Source organism: Vibrio sp. R10-SG3-ISO3 (assembly GCF_059834225.1).
In genome coordinates this window covers 15,476-35,100 of sequence record NZ_JCBDHE010000037.1, presented here as the reverse complement: position 1 = coordinate 35,100, position 19,625 = coordinate 15,476, and the positions used below count along the sequence as shown (strand labels likewise).

General features: G+C 48.3%; 14 protein-coding genes and 1 pseudogene. 10 read left to right on the top strand and 5 right to left on the bottom strand.

What is annotated here, in order from left to right; all coding sequences use genetic code 11:
* Positions 1-324, top strand: a pseudogene (locus AC6R1A_RS09025) (hypothetical protein); the annotation flags it as partial.
* Between the two features lie 102 nt (positions 325-426).
* On the opposite strand, the gene AC6R1A_RS09020 reads toward AC6R1A_RS09025, so the two are convergent.
* Entirely contained in the window at positions 427-792 is a 366-nt protein-coding gene (locus AC6R1A_RS09020) for a winged helix-turn-helix transcriptional regulator (RefSeq protein WP_334553241.1), read from the bottom strand.
* A 237-nt stretch (positions 793-1,029) separates the two neighbouring features.
* Positions 1,030-1,956, bottom strand: a complete 927-nt coding sequence (locus AC6R1A_RS09015) for a LysR family transcriptional regulator (protein WP_500630904.1) — start codon at positions 1,954-1,956, stop codon at positions 1,030-1,032.
* Positions 1,957-2,057: 101 nt separating this feature from the next.
* Between AC6R1A_RS09015 and AC6R1A_RS09010 the strand changes: the two genes are divergently transcribed.
* The 4 genes from AC6R1A_RS09010 (at position 2,058) to AC6R1A_RS08995 (ending at position 6,859) form a co-directional block, all read left to right on the top strand.
* Positions 2,058-3,404, top strand: a complete 1,347-nt coding sequence (locus AC6R1A_RS09010) for a purine-cytosine permease family protein (protein WP_500633409.1) — start codon at positions 2,058-2,060, stop codon at positions 3,402-3,404.
* 29 nt (positions 3,405-3,433) lie between these two features.
* Positions 3,434-4,561 (top strand): S-methyl thiohydantoin desulfurase family protein, encoded by a 1,128-nt coding sequence (locus AC6R1A_RS09005; protein ID WP_500633410.1) that lies wholly within the window; start codon positions 3,434-3,436, stop codon positions 4,559-4,561.
* Positions 4,562-4,565: 4 nt separating this feature from the next.
* Positions 4,566-6,146 carry a hydantoinase/oxoprolinase N-terminal domain-containing protein gene (locus AC6R1A_RS09000; protein WP_500633411.1) on the top strand — a complete coding sequence of 527 codons (1,581 nt, stop codon included), beginning with the start codon at positions 4,566-4,568 and terminating at the stop codon, positions 6,144-6,146.
* Between the two features lie 221 nt (positions 6,147-6,367).
* Positions 6,368-6,859, top strand: a complete 492-nt coding sequence (locus AC6R1A_RS08995) for a VOC family protein (protein ID WP_334553242.1) — start codon at positions 6,368-6,370, stop codon at positions 6,857-6,859.
* Positions 6,860-6,961: 102 nt separating this feature from the next.
* On the opposite strand, the gene AC6R1A_RS08990 is transcribed toward AC6R1A_RS08995, so the two are convergent.
* Together AC6R1A_RS08990 and AC6R1A_RS08985 are read right to left on the bottom strand one after the other, a co-directional pair.
* Positions 6,962-7,213, bottom strand: coding sequence for a TIGR03643 family protein (locus AC6R1A_RS08990; protein WP_500630900.1), 252 nt, complete (start codon positions 7,211-7,213; stop codon positions 6,962-6,964).
* Positions 7,214-7,288: 75 nt separating this feature from the next.
* A complete protein-coding gene (locus AC6R1A_RS08985; protein WP_487902768.1) occupies positions 7,289-8,008 on the bottom strand; it encodes a GntR family transcriptional regulator in 720 nt (239 codons plus the stop codon).
* 263 nt (positions 8,009-8,271) lie between these two features.
* Here AC6R1A_RS08985 and mngA point away from each other — a divergent pair, with 263 nt between their 5' ends.
* The 3 genes from mngA (at position 8,272) to manA (ending at position 14,224) form a co-directional block, all read left to right on the top strand.
* Positions 8,272-10,200 (top strand): PTS 2-O-a-mannosyl-D-glycerate transporter subunit IIABC, encoded by a 1,929-nt coding sequence (gene mngA / locus AC6R1A_RS08980; RefSeq protein WP_500630899.1) that lies wholly within the window; start codon positions 8,272-8,274, stop codon positions 10,198-10,200.
* Between the two features lie 125 nt (positions 10,201-10,325).
* The gene (mngB, locus tag AC6R1A_RS08975; RefSeq protein ID WP_500633412.1) at positions 10,326-12,971 is read left to right on the top strand and encodes a mannosylglycerate hydrolase; all 2,646 of its coding nucleotides are present in this window, start codon (positions 10,326-10,328) and stop codon (positions 12,969-12,971) included.
* Positions 12,972-13,036: 65 nt separating this feature from the next.
* A complete protein-coding gene (gene manA / locus AC6R1A_RS08970) occupies positions 13,037-14,224 on the top strand; it encodes a mannose-6-phosphate isomerase, class I (protein WP_500633413.1) in 1,188 nt (395 codons plus the stop codon).
* A 167-nt stretch (positions 14,225-14,391) separates the two neighbouring features.
* On the opposite strand, the gene AC6R1A_RS08965 is transcribed toward manA, so the two are convergent.
* Entirely contained in the window at positions 14,392-15,453 is a 1,062-nt protein-coding gene (locus AC6R1A_RS08965; RefSeq protein ID WP_500633414.1) for a LacI family DNA-binding transcriptional regulator, read from the bottom strand.
* Between the two features lie 200 nt (positions 15,454-15,653).
* Between AC6R1A_RS08965 and AC6R1A_RS08960 the strand changes: the two genes are divergently transcribed.
* Together AC6R1A_RS08960 and AC6R1A_RS08955 are read left to right on the top strand one after the other, a co-directional pair.
* On the top strand, positions 15,654-17,759 hold the full coding sequence (locus AC6R1A_RS08960) for an alpha-galactosidase (protein ID WP_500633415.1): 2,106 nt from the start codon (positions 15,654-15,656) through the stop codon (positions 17,757-17,759).
* 141 nt (positions 17,760-17,900) lie between these two features.
* Entirely contained in the window at positions 17,901-19,607 is a 1,707-nt protein-coding gene (locus AC6R1A_RS08955; RefSeq protein ID WP_500630894.1) for a solute:sodium symporter family transporter, read from the top strand.
* Positions 19,608-19,625 lie beyond the last annotated feature (18 nt).

Here is a 19,625-nt window from a genome sequence, read left to right as displayed (position 1 = left end):
AGGTTAAGTGCAACTTTCCCACAGGTAGTTCCAGCACCTCACCTAGACAAGCTCGATATCAGTTTCCCAATCGCCTACGGTCTTACTGAGCAACAAATGAAGACATTAGGGCTTTACATATCGCTACCACGCTCCGAAGCTGAAACCGACCATAACTTTGGAGAGCCGGCGTTGTTTGTTGTCAATGAACACGGCAACCTACACGTGGTTGATCTATCCAATAACCCGTTTGTCAGGCCAGAACTTGGAGCACTGACTCGAGGTTTGGCATGGATTCGCAATCCAGACAACCATTACCCTATTCGTGGCACGCTAGACGACTGAGCCGCTAGGTTCGAGATACAACAAGGCAACAGTTTTGGTTGCCTTGTTACGTTATAGAGGGAAGCGATGAAGGTTACGCACGCTATTTCAGCGGAACATTCATTATTTGAGTTGCACATTGTTGCTTTCAGACCATTTTCTCAACTCATCAAGAATCGATAACGCACTGCGGCCAAACTCAGTAAGTTCGTAGCTGACTGCCAGGGGTTTTTCATTGAGCACACGACGTATTACCATGTTTTCACTTTCTAGCTCTTTTAGACGCTGATCGACCATCTTCTTGCTAGCGCCGCCCAACATTCTGGACAGATCATTAAACCTCACTGGGCCATCTTTGAGATGGTAGATGATGGAGCCCTTCCATTTGGAGCCCAAAATCCTCATACCTTTTTCGATCGCACAAGGTTCGGAACAGGCATCAACAACGCTCTTACGCCCTTTTGGGTCAACTTCAACTTTTGCTTTCATATAGCACCGCGTCATTTTAAGAAGCGACATAACGTCATTTATCAGCATTGATAATAAAAACGTCACTCATAGTGATTGAAGACCCACATCGAATAGGTGAACGAGTGGGCACCTAATTGCAAGTCTATTCCGGTATATATTAGTTACCTAGAGATTGAATGCAATCAGTATACTTTTAGTAACCTGGTGCATGACGAGCGGTAACCACTGACATGAAAGTTATTGGTATGAATGAAATCAACCCGAGAGATCATCGGTAAACTTGTACAGTTCCTCAAAGAAAGCTTGCGCCACGGGAGAAAGTGAATCAAGTGGCTGCTTCATCACGGCATAGAACTGGCTAGTTAGAAACCATTTTTCTGGTTGCAATGGAACTAAAGATTGGTCGTAATGGCCACGATCAATCAAGTGAGAAGGCAGAAAGCTCAAATGGGTGCCAGCCAGGGTGAGAAGCACGCTAGACTCTACATGCCAACCATCGTAGGGCTTAACTGAGGCATATTGCTCGACGTTGAGGAGTTCTAACATTTCGTCCTTGGCGTAGCCGCCCATATTGATACGACAGCCATCAAGGGAAAAATCTCGGTCCATGATTTTATCGGCTAGATCGCGGCGTGCGTAGAGGTAGCTTCGTTCATCAAACAATGGGTAACTATGCTTGAAGGCAGGCTTTTGATGTGTCCCCAGTACCACGACCATGATATCAATTTGGTTTTTGCCGAGTTTTTCGTTGAGTTGAGTGAAATCACCGACTTCAATGCTCACTTCGACGCTATCGCTGCGCTGATAAAATGACTCAACTGCTTTAGGTAGTGGGTTATTGGGGAGTGTAACAGTGTTGTCTAAGCAGCCAATACGGACGTGCCCCGAGAGTTCAGTTTTCACACCTCGTAATTTATAAGCAAAGTCAATAAGGGTAGATTTTATCTGATTTGCATATTTATAGACTTTCTCGCCCTCGTGAGTCAGTTCGAACCCCTTTCTTCCACGTTGGCATAGTGTTAAATCTAGACTCTTTTCTAATGCAATAAGCTGATTGCTTAGTACGGGTTGACTAAGTCCTGTACTTGCAACCGCTTGGTTGATGCCTCCTTGCTCAACAATTTCACAAAAAAGCTCTAATCTTCGTAGGTCACGCTTATCTAACTTATTGTTTGAACTCATTTTAATTAATGCATTTGTTTTTTGTTATGTTTAAACTTTATTATATTCATTTAATAATAAAAAATACACCAGTATGATTTATTCAGGCTTATGGAATAACAATGCAAGGATGCAGCATGAGTAAAGAAACATACATAGAAGAAGAGACGACAGAGCCAGGCCAAAAAACTCAGACTCACAAGGCAATCGATGACTTCGAGTTAGAGCCAGTGCCAGAAAAAGCCAAGCGGTCTTGGTGGGTGATAAGCCTCATTTGGTTAGCGATTGGTATCGATATTTCTGGGCTTTTCTTGGGCTCTATCCTCAGTAGTGGTATTGGTTTTGAAGATGCCCTTATTGCAACCTTTGTCGGCTCTGGCCTGCTCGCGGTGATTGCGATGCTGTGCGCTAATATCGGCTTTCAATCTGGTGTGTCTACGCCTTTAGTGAGTAGCGCCGTTTTTGGTCGTAATGGTGGTAAGATTCTTGGCTTTATCAACGGTATCTCGCTGGTCGGTTGGTTTGCGTTCCAAGCAGACTTCTTTGCATTCATCCTCGTTGATGCTCTGGCAAACTATGAGATTGTGGTGTCTCATCTATCTGCGCTGATTGGTGGCAGTATTCTGATGATGGCGACGGCAATCTATGGTGTCCGTGCTCTGGGTAAGCTCAGTACTTACTCTGTGCCTCTCATGGTCACCCTCATTACTCTTGGCTTGTTCATGGCGGCGGATTACAAAGGTGGTAGCGCCCCTTCAATCACCGACCCCCTAACGATGGGGCAAGCAATCTCGTTTGTGATGTCCATCTGGATCCTAGCTGCCGTCGCCGCGCCAGATATTGCTCGTTACGCGAAGACCCGTAAAGATGCGATCTTAGGTGCAGGTATTGGTTTTCTCGTTGGCAACAGTGCCATCATCCTTATCGCTCTTATTTTGACTAAAATGACCGGTACTGATGACCTAGTTGAAGTCTTCTTTAGCCTAGGCTTGGGAATGGCTGCCATCATCGTGTTGGTATTCGCTCAATGGACGACCAACAGTAGCAACCTCACGTCTGGCGGCCTATGTATGTCGATGGTATTGCCAAATGTGCCACGTCCCATACTAGTGATTTTGATGACGGTCGCGGGTATCGCTATTGCCCAATTAGGCATGGTGGACAAGTTCACTGAGTTCTTGATGCTATTGAGTGTCACCATCGCACCCGCAGCGGGCGTTTATATCGCACAGTACTATGTGCTTGATTCGAACAAAATGAGCTTTGAGAACATTCAACAAGTGCCGGGCTGGATGCTTAAAGGTTTGGCATCTTGGGTGTTTGGTACTGTATTTAGTGCTTGTACGGCCCCAGAGTTCTTTGACCTATTCTCGTTGACCAGCATTTCAGCACTGGATGGCATTGTTGCTTCAGGCGTGTTCTATCTTGCTCTGATGAAGTTATTCAAGCAGCAAAATCTTCCTAAGTGAATGGATATTAAGTAATAAGGAAAGTTGTAGTGATTATTACTGAACAGATGATTGACGATATCGCTCTGGGTGCCACCGTACTTGGCACCGGAGGTGGTGGTGACCCATACAGCGGCGCGTTGATAGCCAAGGTGGCGATTGCGAATGCAAAGCAACCTGTGCAACTAATCGCTTTGGATGACGTGCAGGACGATTGGATGACCGTTCCTTCGTCCATGATTGGAGCACCGACGGTGGCAGTTGAAAAGCTGAACTCTAAAGATCAAATGCTTATGGCGTATGAGGCGATGGAGAAGGCGCTTGAAACCGAAATAGCAGCGACATTCCCGATTGAAGTGGGCGGCTTCAACTCACTCATTCCTATCTTGGTGGCAGCACAAAAGAACATCCCTGTCATTGATTGTGATGCGATGGGACGCGCTTTCCCTGAAGCACAAATGGTCACGTTCTTTCTTGATGGCTTGCCATCGGCACCCAATACCTTAGCTGACGAGCGAGGCAACGTGGTCACGCTCTATCCGGTTGATGGAATTTGGTCTGAAAAGTTTGCTCGCCCAATTACCGAGCAAATGGGCGGCTCTGCAGCCATGTGTGATTACCCAATGGAGGGGAAAAACCTCAAGCGCAGTGCTTTGCCAGCGACGCTGAGCAAAGCGATGAAAATTGGTGAATCAATACGCCAAGCCAATGAGCGCAACCAAAGCGGCACTCAAGCGGTGTTGGATATTGTCGGTGGTCATATCCTGATTAGCGGCAAGATCGTTGATATTCAGCGCCAAACCGATGGTGGCTTTGCCACGGGTGGGGTGGTGATCGAGAAACTTGCTCAGTTTGAAGACTCGGGGGCGGATTTAGTCTTTGTCCAGTTCCAGAATGAGCTTCTACTCGCCCATAAAGGAAGCAGTAGGGCGGATATGTCACAAGAGAACTTGTTGGCATCAACTCCTGACCTTATCTCGATCCTTGACCATGAAACAGGCAAGCCCATCACTACGGAACAACTGCGATATGGTCAGCGCATCGACTTAATCGCTTACCCTTGCGATCCGAAGTGGCGCACAGCGAAAGGGATTGAAGTAGCAGGACCAAACTACTTTGGTTATACCGTGGATTATCAGCCTATCGAACAATTGAAATCGGCGCTTAGAGGGGAGTAATGGGATGATAAACAATAGATTAGATTACTGCCGTTTGGGTATTGATGTTGGCGGCACGAACACCGATGGTGTGCTGCTCGATGCCGATCTCAACGTGATTGCCAAGATCAAAACCGCCACCACTCATGATATTTCAACCGGGATTGATAATGCAATATCAAAGCTATTGGAGCAGGTGAACATTGATGGCTCGCATGTCAAGCATGCGATGCTTGGCACAACGCAATGCACCAATGCGATTGTTGAGAAAAAAGGACTCGACCGAGTGGGTATGATCCGCCTCTCTTTACCTAGTGGTGATAGCGTTCCGCCATTGTGTGGTTGGAGCCAATCATGGCAGAGATTACTTGGTGAACACTTCTATCAAACGCACGGTGGATATGAATACGATGGTCAACTCATCGCTGAGATACAAGAGCAGCAGATCCGCGATGTCTGCCGAAAGATGAAAGATCAGGTTGACTCGATTGCCATCTGTGGTGTGTTCTCTCCGGTGAATGGTGATCAAGAGTTGAGAGCTGCTGTGTGGGTGGCTGAAGAGCTTCCGGGTGTGAATATCTCACTGTCTCACAAGGTTGGAAGCTTAGGCTTACTCGAGCGCGAGAATGCAACAATCTTGAATGCAGCGCTTCAAGGCACAGCCAAGCGCTTTGTTGACGGATTTTGCAGTGCTCTAGTCAATCACGGTATTCAAACAACGCCTTACTTTGGTCAGAACGATGGCACACTGATGTCACAGCAGTTCGCATTGTTGTACCCAATCTTAACCGTCGCTTGTGGCCCAACCAACTCTATTCGTGGCGCGAGTCATCTTACTAAACTCAAAGATGCCATTGTGGTTGATGTGGGTGGTACAACATCCGATATTGGCGTGCTTACCCACGGATACCCTCGTGAGTCTAGTCTAGCCGTCGAAATCGGAGAAGTGCGTACCAACTTCCGAATGCCCGATATTCTGGCATTAGCGATTGGTGGCGGAACCAAGGTCGCCATTGATCAAGAACATATCGTACTGGGACCTGAAAGTGTTGGCCACACCTTGACTTCCGCGGCGCGCAGCTTTGGCGGTGATGAGCTGACGTTAACGGATGTCGCGCTAAAGACAGGCAACATGCAGTGGCAAGCTGCTCATCCTTTGACATATAACATCGGCATTACTCAGCAGCAAGCAAAGGCGGTTTACAAACAAATGGTGCTTGATGTGGAAGAGGGTATCGACAAGATGAAAACCTCTGCTGCCAGTGTGCCTGTGATTATGGTCGGGGGTGGCAGTGCGCTTTTCCCAGACCATCTCGAAGGGGTAAGCCAAGTGGTTCGTCCAGAACATTTTGAAGTTGCTAATGCGATTGGGGTTGCTCTTGGGGAGATTTCCGGGCAATTCGATAAAATAGTACCGATTGAACCCACTTTGCGTGAAGAAGTGTTGCTAACACTAGAAGAGCAGGCAAAGCAGTTAGCGATTGAAGCGGGTGCATGTGGGGAGAATGTCTCCATTATCGAGCGCAGTGAAATTCCACTGAGTTATCTGCAGGGCAATATGGTTCACGTAAAAATCAAAGCGGCTGGGCATATTAAGATGAACTAGTCAGGGCTCGATAGAACGGTCTCTAAATTATGATGCGACTTGCTCATACACGTAGCATCTCTCACTCTTCGGGTTACTTTTTTAGGTTGCTGGCTACAAATAATAAATTTTCGTTATTATTTTTATAACTATCGATAATTTTTCATTTTGTTTGGTCGTCCTTATACTTCTCTCTATCGAAACAAAACACGCAACAAATAAATCAGTTTTTGGAGAAAGTTATGAAAATGAACCACGTTGGTATCATGGTGGGTGATATGGACAAAGCGGTCGAGTTCTACACGAAAGCACTCGGTCTTCGCATTGTGATGAACAACACCAAAGTGATCGAAGAGCGCGAATCTGCGATCGGTCGTATGTGTATTGCTGTCTTTGGTGAAGGCTTTAAAGGGTTTAACATTGCTCACTTAGTGACAACCGATGGGATCGGTGTTGAGCTGTTTGAAATGGTTGACCGTGAAGAGCGCCACAAGGTTGATTTCTCTCGCCTAGGTATCTTCCACTTCTGTCTTCAACTCCCTAAAGAGCAATTTGAACCAGCGATCAAGCGCGTAGAAGAGTTTGGCGGTAAAGTGCGCATGGATATTCACCGTTACCATCCTGAAGATGATTCTAAGCAAGCGCAAATGGTGTACCTAGAAGACCCGTTTGGTAACTTATTTGAGTTCTACTCGCACTCTTATGAAGACACTTACGCGTCTGATTACGAGTAATGCGTTGACTTGCTAAAGCGATGATGTTCGTACCCACTAGAGATTTGCTCTAGTGGGTATTTTTTTATCTATACGAGTTTGGTGCTGTCTGTATCGCTAGGGCTACCGCAGCTTGTATTGCGTGGGACAATAGGCCCGTAAAACGCGTGGATCTCGGCGTTGGAGGTGTTTGGTTGCCCGTCCGCTGACTCTTGCTCTCCAAAGCTTAAAACTGCGTGGTTTGAGGTGGAGACGCATCAACTGAATAACAGCGGATTCATTGAGACCAAATTGCCACTCAATGGCCTCAAACGGGGTTCGGTCTTCCCAAGCCATTTCGATGACTCGGGATTGCATTTCTTGAGATAGATTCATTAATCACTCGCAGAGGTTTTTTGACCTTTTACGCGTTGAGATGGACCTTGGTTCAAGTCTGGCGAGTGAAACGCTTTAACCTTTATGGCGTTTGGCGACTAAGGTAAATTTGTAGTCACTCGACTTAAAGTAGTTTCGGCTGTACTCAAACACGACATCACCAAGCAGGTAGCCTCGTGTGCGCTTTTCTATGATGGGGTCGGCTGGGTTTATGCCCAGTAGTTCGGCAATATCTTGCGGAGGTAAAACGGGAATGATCTCTTGTTCGCTGCGATCAATGACCAATCCTTTCTGCTTTTCAATATAGTCGTATTTTGACCCTTGCATCACTTGGTAGGTCAGATCAGGGAACATGGCGGTAGGCATCCAGGTCTCTTCGACGGTAATGGGGTTGTTGTCAAGAAAGCGAACGCGCTTGATATAAAAAATACGCTCTCCTTCTTTGATGTCGAGGTGTTCAGCCATCGTCAGCGATGCGGCTTGAATTTCAAAAGACAACACATCACTGTGAGTGACCCCATCTAAATGCGCCCACTTCTCTGCAAAGCTACTCTGTTGGTAGATGTCGTAGTTAACTTTGTTCTCTTTGACGTAGGTGCCACTGCCTTGAATGCTCTCCAGCTCTTCATTTTCGACCAGCAGTTTTAACGCTTGTCGAACCGTCACGCGGCTGACGGAAAAGGCTTCTCTCAGCTGTGCTTCAGTTGGAAGAGCTTGACCGACTTTGTACTCTCCCGAGCGGATCTTTTCTCGTATCGCATCTGCGATTTGTCGATACATTGGCAGTCTTGCCATGTGGACCTCGTTTGCTACTCACCCTTTGAGACAACACCTGCTGTACTGAGTCCCAAATACGCTATATTTTAGAGGTATCATACGAATTTAGTGCAATATGACAAGTGGTTGTTTGTAAGTTATTCCTTTGCTGATAATACAACATTAATACATATATTGACGCAAATGAGATCTCGATCATGGATCATTTGTATTTAAGATGTATTATTGGGCTCATTGTTGAACAGACAACAATACACGAATGAGACAATGGGACAAAAGTTATGAATTTGACATCTCTTACCAACCCATCGCTGATCAACCTACAAACGACGTTTAACAGTCGTGATGAAGCGATAAAAGCGCTTGCTGAACAACTAAACCAACAAGGCAAGCTGCATGATAAAGACGAGTTTCTCAAAGCGGTGTTTGTACGCGAGGAACAAGGCCCAACGGCGCTTGGCGAAGGCTTAGCTGTACCTCATGGCAAGACGGATGCGGTCAAAGAGGCGGCGTTTGCCGTCGCGACCTTAAAACAGGATCTCAAGTGGCAAGGATTAGATGAAGAAGAAGAGGTGAATCTGATCTTCCTTATCGCGATTCCTAATGCAGAAGCTGGGTCGACGCACATGCATTTGCTCACTGAGCTGACGACCACATTGGTCGATGATGACACACGTGAAGCGGTCCTTAATGCGACAACAGTAGAACAAATTCTCACGCTACTCAGTAACGAGCAAGAGACATCTAAAAAACAAGACAACTTAGATACAAATGCGCCGACAATTGTCTGCGTCACTGCCTGTCCTGCGGGCATCGCGCATACGTACATGGCAGCAGAATACCTTGAGAAAACGGGTATGAAGCTGGGCTATCACGTACATGTCGAGAAGCAAGGCGCAAATGGCATTGAAGATAGGCTTACCGCAGAGCAACTCAACAAGGCCACGGCTGTCGTGTTTGCTGCTGAAGTCGCCATTAAAGAAATCGAGCGTTTCAACGGTATTCCGCGTGTTGAAGTTCCCGTGGCAGAGCCAATCAAGCATTCTGAGCGTATTTTGCAACAGGCTGTCGAAGCAGGTAAAAAAGGTATCGGGGCTGAGCGCACTATCGCGACCGACGATAAACCAAAAAAACTACCACTGAAAACCGAGCTCAAACAAGCGCTGCTCTCTGGTATCTCTTACGCGGTACCTTTGATTGTGGCTGGCGGTACGGTCCTTGCTGTCGCTGTTCTTATCGCGCAAATTTTTGACTTGCAAGACTTATACGCCACCCAAGATTCTTGGCTTTGGATGTATCGCAAGTTGGGCGGTGGCCTACTAGGGACACTTATGGTGCCTGTGTTAGCTGCGTATACGGCTTACTCATTGGCGGATAAACCCGCTCTCGGTCCCGGTTTTGCAGCGGGTATTGCCGCGAACTTGATTGGCTCCGGCTTTCTGGGCGGCGTCGTTGGCGGTTTGATTGCAGGTTACGTGATGCGCTGGGTGAAAGAGAACATTCGTCTCAGCCCTTCATTTAACGGCTTTTTGACCTTTTATCTCTACCCTGTCATCGGTACGCTCGTTGCGGGTTCTTTGATGTTGTTTGTGATTGGTAAGCCAGTCGCATGGTTAAACCAAGGGCTCACAGATTGGTTGAACGGTTTATCCGGTACTAATGCGTTGCTGCTTGGCGCGGTCATTGGTTGCTTTGTCTCCTTTGACTTGGGTGGGCCGGTCAACAAAGCCGCTTATGCATTCTGTCTAGGCGCGATGGCAAATGGTGTTTATGGCCCATACGCTATCTTTGGCTCGGTCAAAATGGTATCGGCGTTCACTGTTACAGCGTCTACGCTTCTTGCTCCTCGTCTATTTAAGGACTTTGAAATAGAAACGGGCAAATCCACTTGGCTGCTTGGCCTTGCTGGCATCACGGAAGGTGCCATTCCTATGGCGATCGAAGATCCTATCCGAGTGATTGGCTCCTTCTTACTGGGTTCAGTGGTGACAGGCGCGATGATTGGTGCGGCGGGGATCGGCCTCTCCACGCCAGGAGCGGGTATCTTCTCTCTCTTCTTACTTCATGATTCGGGATTAGGTGGCTTTACCGCCGCGGCTATCTGGTTGGGCGCAGCGCTCATTGGTACAGCCATCTCGACTATCACTCTACTTATGTGGCGAGCACATGCGGTAAAAAAGGGCAAATTTGAAGCCCAGGTCGCTCAGTAAGCCGCACTCTCTCTAAATAAAAATAATAACTCAGGGCACAGGATAACTGTGCCCTCATTTAGCACACCTATTCCCTTGGTATACAACGAATTCAACACTGCAATGCAGTTCGAAAGGTACACACAATGACTACATCACGCGTTCATATTACTCCTCACATGCACTGGGATCGCGAGTGGTATTTCACCACCGAAGAGTCACGCATTCTTCTGATCAACAATATGGAAGAAATCATGCAACGTCTGGAGAGCGATCCCAAGTACAAGTATTACGTACTGGATGGCCAGACCGCCGTACTGGAAGACTACTTCGCGATCAAGCCGGAAAACAAACAGCGCGTTCAATCTCTTGTAGAAGCGGGCAAACTGATTATTGGTCCTTGGTATTCGCAAACCGACACGATGCAAGTATCGGGTGAATCGATCGTTCGTAACATGCTGTATGGCATGCGTGATTGTCTGGCGTTAGGGGAGCCAATGAAGATTGGCTACTTGCCCGATTCATTCTCCATGAGCTCACAACTGCCTATGATTTACAACGGCTTCGGAATTGACACCGCCATGTTCTGGCGTGGTTGTTCTGAGCGTCATGGGACCAACAAGACTGAGTTTGTATGGCAGTCTAACGACGGTTCTGAAGTTCTGGCACAAGTGCTGCCATTAGGTTACGCGATTGGTAAATACTTACCTCAAGATGAAGCAGGTTTGCGTGCGCGTCTTGATAAATACTTCCCGGTATTGGAAAAGCCATCAGTTACCAAAGATATTTTGTTACCCAATGGCCATGACCAGATGCCGATCCAAAAAGACATCTTTGAGGTGATGGACAAGCTGCGTGAGATCTACCCTGAGCGCGAATTTATGATGAGCCGCTTTGAGGAGGTGTTTGACCGCATTCGTGAGGAACGCGACAACCTAGATACCGTCAAAGGCGAGTTTAATGATGGAAAGTACATGCGTGTTCATCGCACCATTTCTTCGACGCGTATGGACATTAAACTGATCCACGCTCAGGTTGAGAACAAGATTGTGAACATTCTTGAGCCCTTAGCTTCTATCGCATGGACACTCGGTTTTGAGTATCACCACGGTCTGATTGAAAAGATGTGGAAAGAGAGCATGAAGAACCATGCACACGACTCGATCGGCTGCTGTTGTTCTGACAAGGTGCATGCGGAAATCCTCAACCGTTATATTCTCGCGGATGATATGGCGTCGAACCTCATCAACTTCTACAAGCGCAAAATCGTTGATCACATGCCTGAGCGCGAAGGGTGTGACAAGCTTGCGCTATTCAACTTGTCGCCCTATGAGCGCGATGAAGTGATCAACACCACGATTACGATTCGTGCCGATGCGTTTAACTTGTTTGATGACCAAGGCAAACCGGTTGAGTACTACATCCAAGATCAGCGTGTGATTGACCCTGGCAAGATTGACCGTCAAATCGTTCATTACGGCAACTACGATCCGTTCATCGAATATGACATTCAAATCAAACACGCCGTTCCTGCAATGGGTTACACGACATTGCATATTGAAGCCAACCAAACCGGCACACAAAAAGGTGTGGATACCCCAGATCAGGCGCAGGTGATGGAAAACGAGTTTTACCGCATCCAAGTCAACGCCAACGGAACACTGACTATTTTTGATAAAGAAACGCACATGACGTTTGATCAAGTGCTGCGCATTGAAGATGGTTCGGACGATGGTGATGAATACGACTATTCGCCGTCGCGCAAAGAGTGGTTGCTCTATTCTGATGAGTTTGATGCCAACACGTCGGTAAAACATGAAGGATTCCAGTCCGTTGCAACCATCGAAACTCGCATGGCGGTACCCGCAGATTTGACAGAACGAGAGGCTCGTAGCGGTCAAAATGGCTATGTGCATGTCCAGTGCCAAGTGGTGCTTGCGCAGGGCTCTCGCCGTATTGATGTGCGCATGCTGGTGGACAATCAAGCCGACGACCATCGAGTTCGCGTGTTGATTCCAACGCCATTTGTTTCAGAGCACGTTGTGGCTGACAACCAGTTTGGTTTGATTACTCGTCCAACGAATGATCCAGCGATGGCGGTGTGGGAGCAAGAAGGTTGGAAGGAAGCGCCTGTTCCTGTCTATCAATTGATGAATTTCGCTGCCGTGGAAAATCAGGCGGGCGGTATGGCCATCATGACTAACGGTTTGCGCGAGTTTGAAGTGATCGCAAGCCAAGGTGACGATCAGCGTGACACTTTCGCGCTCACCTTGCTTCGTGGTGTGGGTGTATTGGGTAAAGAAGAACTGTTGCTGCGTCCTGGTCGTCCATCAGGCATTAAAATTCCTACGCCAGACTCCCAAACCCGTGGACCGTTGGAGTGCCATTTCGCGCTGTATGGATTTGCGGGCAATCACATTGACGCCAACATCATGGCGCATGCACGCGATAACGTCACACCGATTGAGTGCTACAACAAGATTCCTTACAACGCAATGAAGTTGAATGTGGGTGAGCAAGACAAGCCGTTAACTTACTCACTATTGAGCAAGTCTCAACAAGGTGCGGTGCTCAGTGTGTTGAAAAAAGCGGAAGACGAGGATGCCTTAATTCTGCGTGTCTATAACCCAGCAGAGAGCGGTGAGATAGAAGACTGCGTGTCATTCACGCGTCCAGTCCGTTCATGGCGTGAAACAGGTTTGGATGAGCAAGTGAAAGAGAGCGAAGTCGAAATGCAATCATTCGCAACGCTTAAAGCCTGCCAAGCCAAATCGTTCCAAGTGAAATTTTAACTCGGTCGTGAACCCAATGAGCCTGCGTTCTCGCAGGCTCTTGTTAAGCTGTTGTGAGAAGCATCATGTCGATTTTTAAACTAGAAAACGTCATTCAAAACTACGCTTGGGGAAGTAAACATGCCATCTCCAAGTTGTTTGGTATTCAGAACCCTAACGATGAGCCGCAAGCGGAAATTTGGATGGGTGCGCACCCAAACGGCTGTTCTAAAATTGCCGCCACGGGAGAGTTGCTGTCAGAGGTGATCGCGAAAGACAGCAAAGGCATGTTTGGAGATTATACGGCTGCTCGTTTTGGTGAGTTGCCCTATCTGTTTAAGGTACTGGCGGCAGAAACGCCGTTGTCGATACAGGTCCACCCGAGCAAAGAGAGAGCACAACAGGGCTTTGAGAGAGAAAACGCCTTGGGTATTGCCCTAGATGCGCCAAACCGTAACTACAAAGATCCGAATCACAAGCCGGAGTTGGTGTATGCGTTAACCTTCTACAAAGCCATGAATGGTTTTCGTCCTATCGCAGAGATCATCGCGCTGTTTAACGAAGCCAACATAGCGTCACTAAGCCAAGAATTGGCGCAGCTTAAGCAGCAACCCAATAGCGATTCGCTCAAGTGCTTTTTTAGCGCGATTATGTCACTCGAGGGCGCTGCGAAGCAGTTTGCTCTTGAAGAGCTGTATGCCGCTATTGAGCGCCCTGCAAGAACCGCTATGTCACGTGAAGCATTTCAGTACGTTGCGGATTTTAAACAACACTATAAAGATGACATTGGCTTGTTCTCTCCCTTGTTGTTGAACACGGTTGAGTTGGCGCCTGGAGAGGCGATGTTCTTACATGCGGAAACACCTCACGCCTATGTACAAGGGACAGGGCTGGAGATCATGGCAAACTCTGATAACGTTCTACGCGCGGGGCTGACGCCGAAATACATTGATGTTCCAGAGCTGATAGATAACACGCGTTTTGAGCCTATTGATCCTCGCCACATTAAGCTGGAGCCCGTACTTAAAGAGGGTAAGTTGAGTTATCCGATTCCTGTCGATGATTTCGGTTTTGATGTTCTGTCTGCGACGGATGAAGTGAAATCCATCTATCTGCGCAGCGCAGAAATTTTGTTTTGCGTTGAGGGTGAAGCGGTCATCAGTGCCAATGATGAACACGTCACTCTGCGTCCAGGAGAGTCGGTGTTTGTCAGCCATAATTCTAACGTTTACCAATATCAAGGGAACGGTATCTTGGCTCGTGCTTACAACTAGTGCCCCCCGGACGGTTGTCAGTAATAAAGGTACCAGAGCCTAAACGGGTAGGTTCTATTTAGGCTCAGTATTGGTTTGATGGTCGCTCACAACTCTGTCGAACGCAGTTTGACCATGCCGCCGCAAGGCGGTTTTTTTACGTGTTGGATTCCGGTCATTCTCCGCGTTCAAAGCAGCGCTTTTATCTCTTCCAACTTGGCAACAATCGCATTCTTGTCCAAGGGCTGGGCGACTTTCATCGCGCTACTCTCTCGTTGGAGGAGGGTAACAGGTACGGTGATCTGGGCACGCTGGTGAGGGCCTCTGTTGTCACTCTCAATCGCGATCTTGACCGCTTGTTGACCAATGGTGAAAAAGTCTTGCTCGACAGTGGTGAGGGCAGGGGTGAAATAGGCGCTGTCCTGTTGACCATCAAAGCCCACCACCGAAACGTTATCGGGTACACGAATACCATGTTCATTGAGGGCGCAGAGAACGCCCAGCGCCATTTGGTCACTGGCCACTAAGACCGCATCGAATGAGAGACGCCTTGCAAGGGCGGTTTTGATGGCCAAATAGCCGCTCTCAGCCTGCCAGTTCCCAGTTTCACACAGCACTACTTGCGCTTGATGGTTTGAGAGGGTCTCTTGCCAGCCTTGTAAGCGTAGGGATGACGCCGTGGACTCTTGTGGACCTGAGATCAGCACAAAACGCTCGCGACCACAGTGAATCAAATGCTGGGCCGCAAGACTTGCACCCTCATAGTGAGCGGCGCACACCGAGTGGGCTGGTGTATCGGGCGGAACGTCGATAAAGACTAAGCGAAGCTGCGAGAACTTCTCGACCAAGTGTACTGCTTGGCCACTATCTAATGGGGCATTGATAATGATGGCGTCCACTTGCTGCGCCATCAGCTCACGAATGGCGCTTTTCATCGCGTCCATGTCTGTCTGGCTGACCACAGAGAGTGCGGTGCCATAACCCAACTGTTGCGCTTGTTGGCGAATGCCACTGTCAATCAGCGCCACGCCATGCAACGAGAGATCCAATGACACCACGCCCACCATATGACTTTTCGCTCGGCTGAGCATTTGAGCGCCCTTGTTGGGCACGTAGCCCAACGCCTTGATCGCTGCGTTGACTTTATCGCGTGTGGCAGGGGAGACACTGTCAGCACCATTGGTGACACGTGAGACAGTCTGCGTTGATACACCGGCCAATTTTGCGACATCTTTAAAGGTGACGGACATAAAAACACCACTCCAATATAACGAACTTAATGTGATCATACCACTATACTTTTGTTTCCGAAAACAAATTGAAGTGGTGCACAGTCTTGTCAGTGTGAGGTTAATATTGATCACATTTATAGGCGGGTTATGTCGTGTCGCTAGTGAAAAGTAGGACAATGAATCTATTCATTATGTTTGCGAAAACATCAAGAGGGTGTATGAGCCAATTTATTCATTTATCAAGTCAACAACACAGCGTGATCATTAAAGTAGATCGCGTTCCTGAGATTCTTCATTGGGGAGCGAAGATTGCTCAAATCGATGAGGATTTACTGCTCTCTACCGAGCGACCGATATCTCAAGCTCGACTGGATGTCGATGTGCCTTTGTCCTTGTGTCCTGAACTCGGTAGTGGGCACTTTAACGCACCGGGTATAGAAGGGCATCGTGATGGAGAGGACTGGGCACCGGTTTTCCAGGTAACGGGAGTCTCTCACAGCGATCACAGCGCAACCTTTGAGCTCAGTGATGATGTGGCAGGGCTCGCGCTCACGATTGAGTTGCAACTGGACCCTGTCAGCGATGTGCTGCAAAAACGTGTTGCGGTAAAAAATGTTGGCGCATCAACCTATTACCTTGGCAAGCTATCGTCGACGCTACCATTGCCGAATCACGCGAATGAACTGATGACCTTCCACGGCCGTTGGTGTCATGAGTTCCAAACTCAGCGTCAGCGCTTTGAACATGGTGGCTTTATGCAAGAGAATCGCCGTGGACGTACCTCTCACGAGAATTTCCCTGGCTTGTTTGTCGGAACCAATGGCTTTAGTGAGCAGCAAGGTCAGGTGTGGGGTGTTCACCTCGGTTGGAGTGGCAACCATCAAATGCGCGCTGATGTACGAAGTGACGGACGCCGTTTTGTTCAAGCGGGTGAGTTGCTGCTCTCTGGTGAAATGCGCTTATCGCCCGGCGACGTTTACCAATCACCTTGGCTCTATGGCGTGTACAGCCAAACCGGTCTCAACGGTATTTCTGAGCGCTTCCATCAGTTCGTGCGCTCTCATATTGTGCGTTTCCCTCAAACCAAGCCTCGTCCAGTGCATCTGAATACGTGGGAGGGCATCTATTTTGACCACAAGCCGGAGTACATCATGCAGATGGCCAGCGAAGCGGCAGAAATGGGCGTGGAGCGATTCATTATTGATGATGGTTGGTTTGTGGGCCGCGACGGTGAGCGAAGCGCCCTCGGAGACTGGTATCTGGATGAAAACAAATACCCCGATGGGCTCGAGCCAGTGATTGCACACGTTAATGATAAGGGCATGGAGTTTGGTTTGTGGGTGGAGCCTGAAATGGTGAGCCAAGATTCCAATCTCTACCGCGCATACCCTGATTGGGTGCTGGGCTTACAAGGCTATCATCAGCCGTCAGGTCGCTGGCAGTATGTGCTAGATCTGCAAAATCCGCTCTGCTTTGAGTACCTCTATGACAGGCTTAACGATCTGTTAAGCCGCTACAACATCACCTATCTTAAGTGGGATATGAACCGTGAATTGGTTCAACCTGGCCATCAAGGCAAACCGGCGGTGCATGGTCAAACCAAGGCGCTTTATCGCTTGGTGGATAAGTTACTTGAGTCACATCCAACAGTGGAGATTGAGTCTTGTTCATCGGGCGGTGGACGTATTGATTTTGAGGTCTTAAAACGAACCCATCGTTTCTGGGCGTCAGACTGCAACGATGCGTTGGAGCGTCAAACCATTCAGCGTGGCATGAGCTACTTTTTCCCACCGGAGGTGATGGGGGCGCACATTGGCCCCGCTGAGTGTCACTCAACCAACCGTCGTCACAGCATCAACATGCGTGGTGTGACTGCTTTGGGTGGACATATGGGGGTTGAACTTGATCCCGTGTCGGTCAGCAAAGAAGAAAAAGCCGCCTTTGCGCACTATATCGCCTTGCATAAACGCTATCGCCATTTGTTGCATCACGGCCGCTCATTTCGCATCGACCCTGCTGATGATCGCCAGCACATCTATGGCGTGGAAAACGGCGAAGAAATGCTGCTGACGGTGTGTCAATTGGCGATGCCGAATCACGCGCTACCTTCGCCGCTGCGTGTCAGCTGTGTGGATGAACACGCGCGTTATGAAGTGACGATCGTCGAAATGCCGCAAACCAGCTTCCAACTGATGAAACAAAGACCGAAATGGTTGGATAAGACGCTGAAATTAAGCGGCGACAACCTCAAAGAAATTGGTGTGACTTTACCCATTTTAGACCCGGAATCGGCGTTGATTGTCCATCTGAAAAAGACCCATTAACGTCACAAGTTTACCATCACGCTAGGCTTTGCCTGCTGAGCTTCTAAGCAGACCCCCGGCACGGTTTAGCGTGATCCCCTACATAACGAAAAAGCGATCCCCAAGCGCTAATTAGAATATTTCAATAATGAAGGAAACAAGATGTCTATAACCGTACTGCTGTCGTTTTTGCTGTTTACGGGCTTTGTGGTGGTATTTACCTACAACAAAGTGCGTAACGATAAGAACAATTCTGAAGAAGGTTTCTTCCTCGGTGGACGAAGCCTGACCGGTGGGTTGATTGCTAGCTCACTGATTTTGACTAACCTCAGCGCCACCAGTTTTGTCGGCATGAGTGCCCAATCCTATACCCACAATATGAGTGTGATGGGGTGGGAAGTCGCGTCCGGTGTCACCTTGGTGATCATCGCGCTACTGCTGGTCCCGCGATACCTTAAACAAGGTATTACCACCATTCCGGACTTTCTCGAAAGCCGCTATGACATGTCGGTGAAAAAGTTCGTTACCTTACTCTTCCTCTGCCAATATGTGATTAACATTCTCCCGACCACCTTGTACGCTGGCGCAGTGGTATTGGGTGAGATATTTGATGTGCAAGGTTTGCTTGGTATTTCTGAGTTTGGCTCGATTGCGTTGATCTCCGCGACCATAGGTGTACTCGGATTTTTCTATGCTATTTATGGTGGCCTGAAAGCGGTGGTGATCGCTGATACTATCAATGGTGTTGGGCTGATTATTGGGGGATTGATGATCCCAGTGTTTGGCTTAATGGTGCTTGGTGGTGGCAGCTTTGCCGAAGGGTTGGATATTCTACTAACGGCGGCGCCAGAGAAGCTGCAATCGGTCGGTACCGAAAGCGATCCACTGCCGTTCTCAACCCTATTTACGGGTTTGTTGCTGGTGAACCTTTACTACTGGGGAACGGATCAATCGATCATTCAACGTGCATTGGGCGCAAAAAACCTCAAAGAAGGTCAAAAAGGTGTGATTTTGGCCGGTGCGATTAAGGTCATTTCGCCGCTGTTTTTGATCATTCCCGGTATCATTGCGTTTCACATGTTTGGCGCCGATGCAGGCAATCCAGACTCAATGTACACGCGCCTTGTCAATGAAGTGTTGCCTAAGCCATTGGTGGGGTTCTTTGTTGCGGTCATGTTTGGTGCGATATTGAGTACCTTCAACGGGGTACTCAACAGCTCAACCACGCTTTTTGCACTTAACGTTTATAAACCTTTGTTTGGCAGAGATAAAAGCGACGAGGAGCTGGTGGGCAAAGGACGTGTGTTTGGTGTGTTGATTGCTATCGTCTCGGTTTGCATCGCGCCATTTATCATGTACGCACCGGAAGGTTTGTTCCAATACTTGCAGATGGTTGCGGGCTTCTTTAGTGTGCCGATCTTTACTATCGTATTTGTCGGTTACATCTCTAAACGTGTGCCTGCACTGGCGGCGAAAGTGGCATTGGTGGTGTTTGTGTCATCCTACGGGGCCATGCAGTTGGTGTTCGATACGCCGATTCACTTCCTGCACCAACTGGCCATTCTATTTGTTGTTTGTACGGCGTTGATGTTCATCATTGGCCGTATTGCTCCTCGTGACACCGAGTACGAGATGCCTATCAACGAGTCAATGGACGTGACACCGTGGGCATTTCGCTTTGAAGCGTCAGCGATCATCTTATACATGGTGTTGGGTGCGTATGTGATGTTCTCGAATGTAGGTTTTGTCTCCAATGACCCGACGGTAATGCAGGTGTACGGTGTCTGTGGTTTGGTGATGTTGGTCGGTATCGCTTTGAGAGTCGCCAAGCGCCGTAAATCGACGTTGCTAACCACTCAAACAGAGTAACCGCCTCGTGACTGTTAA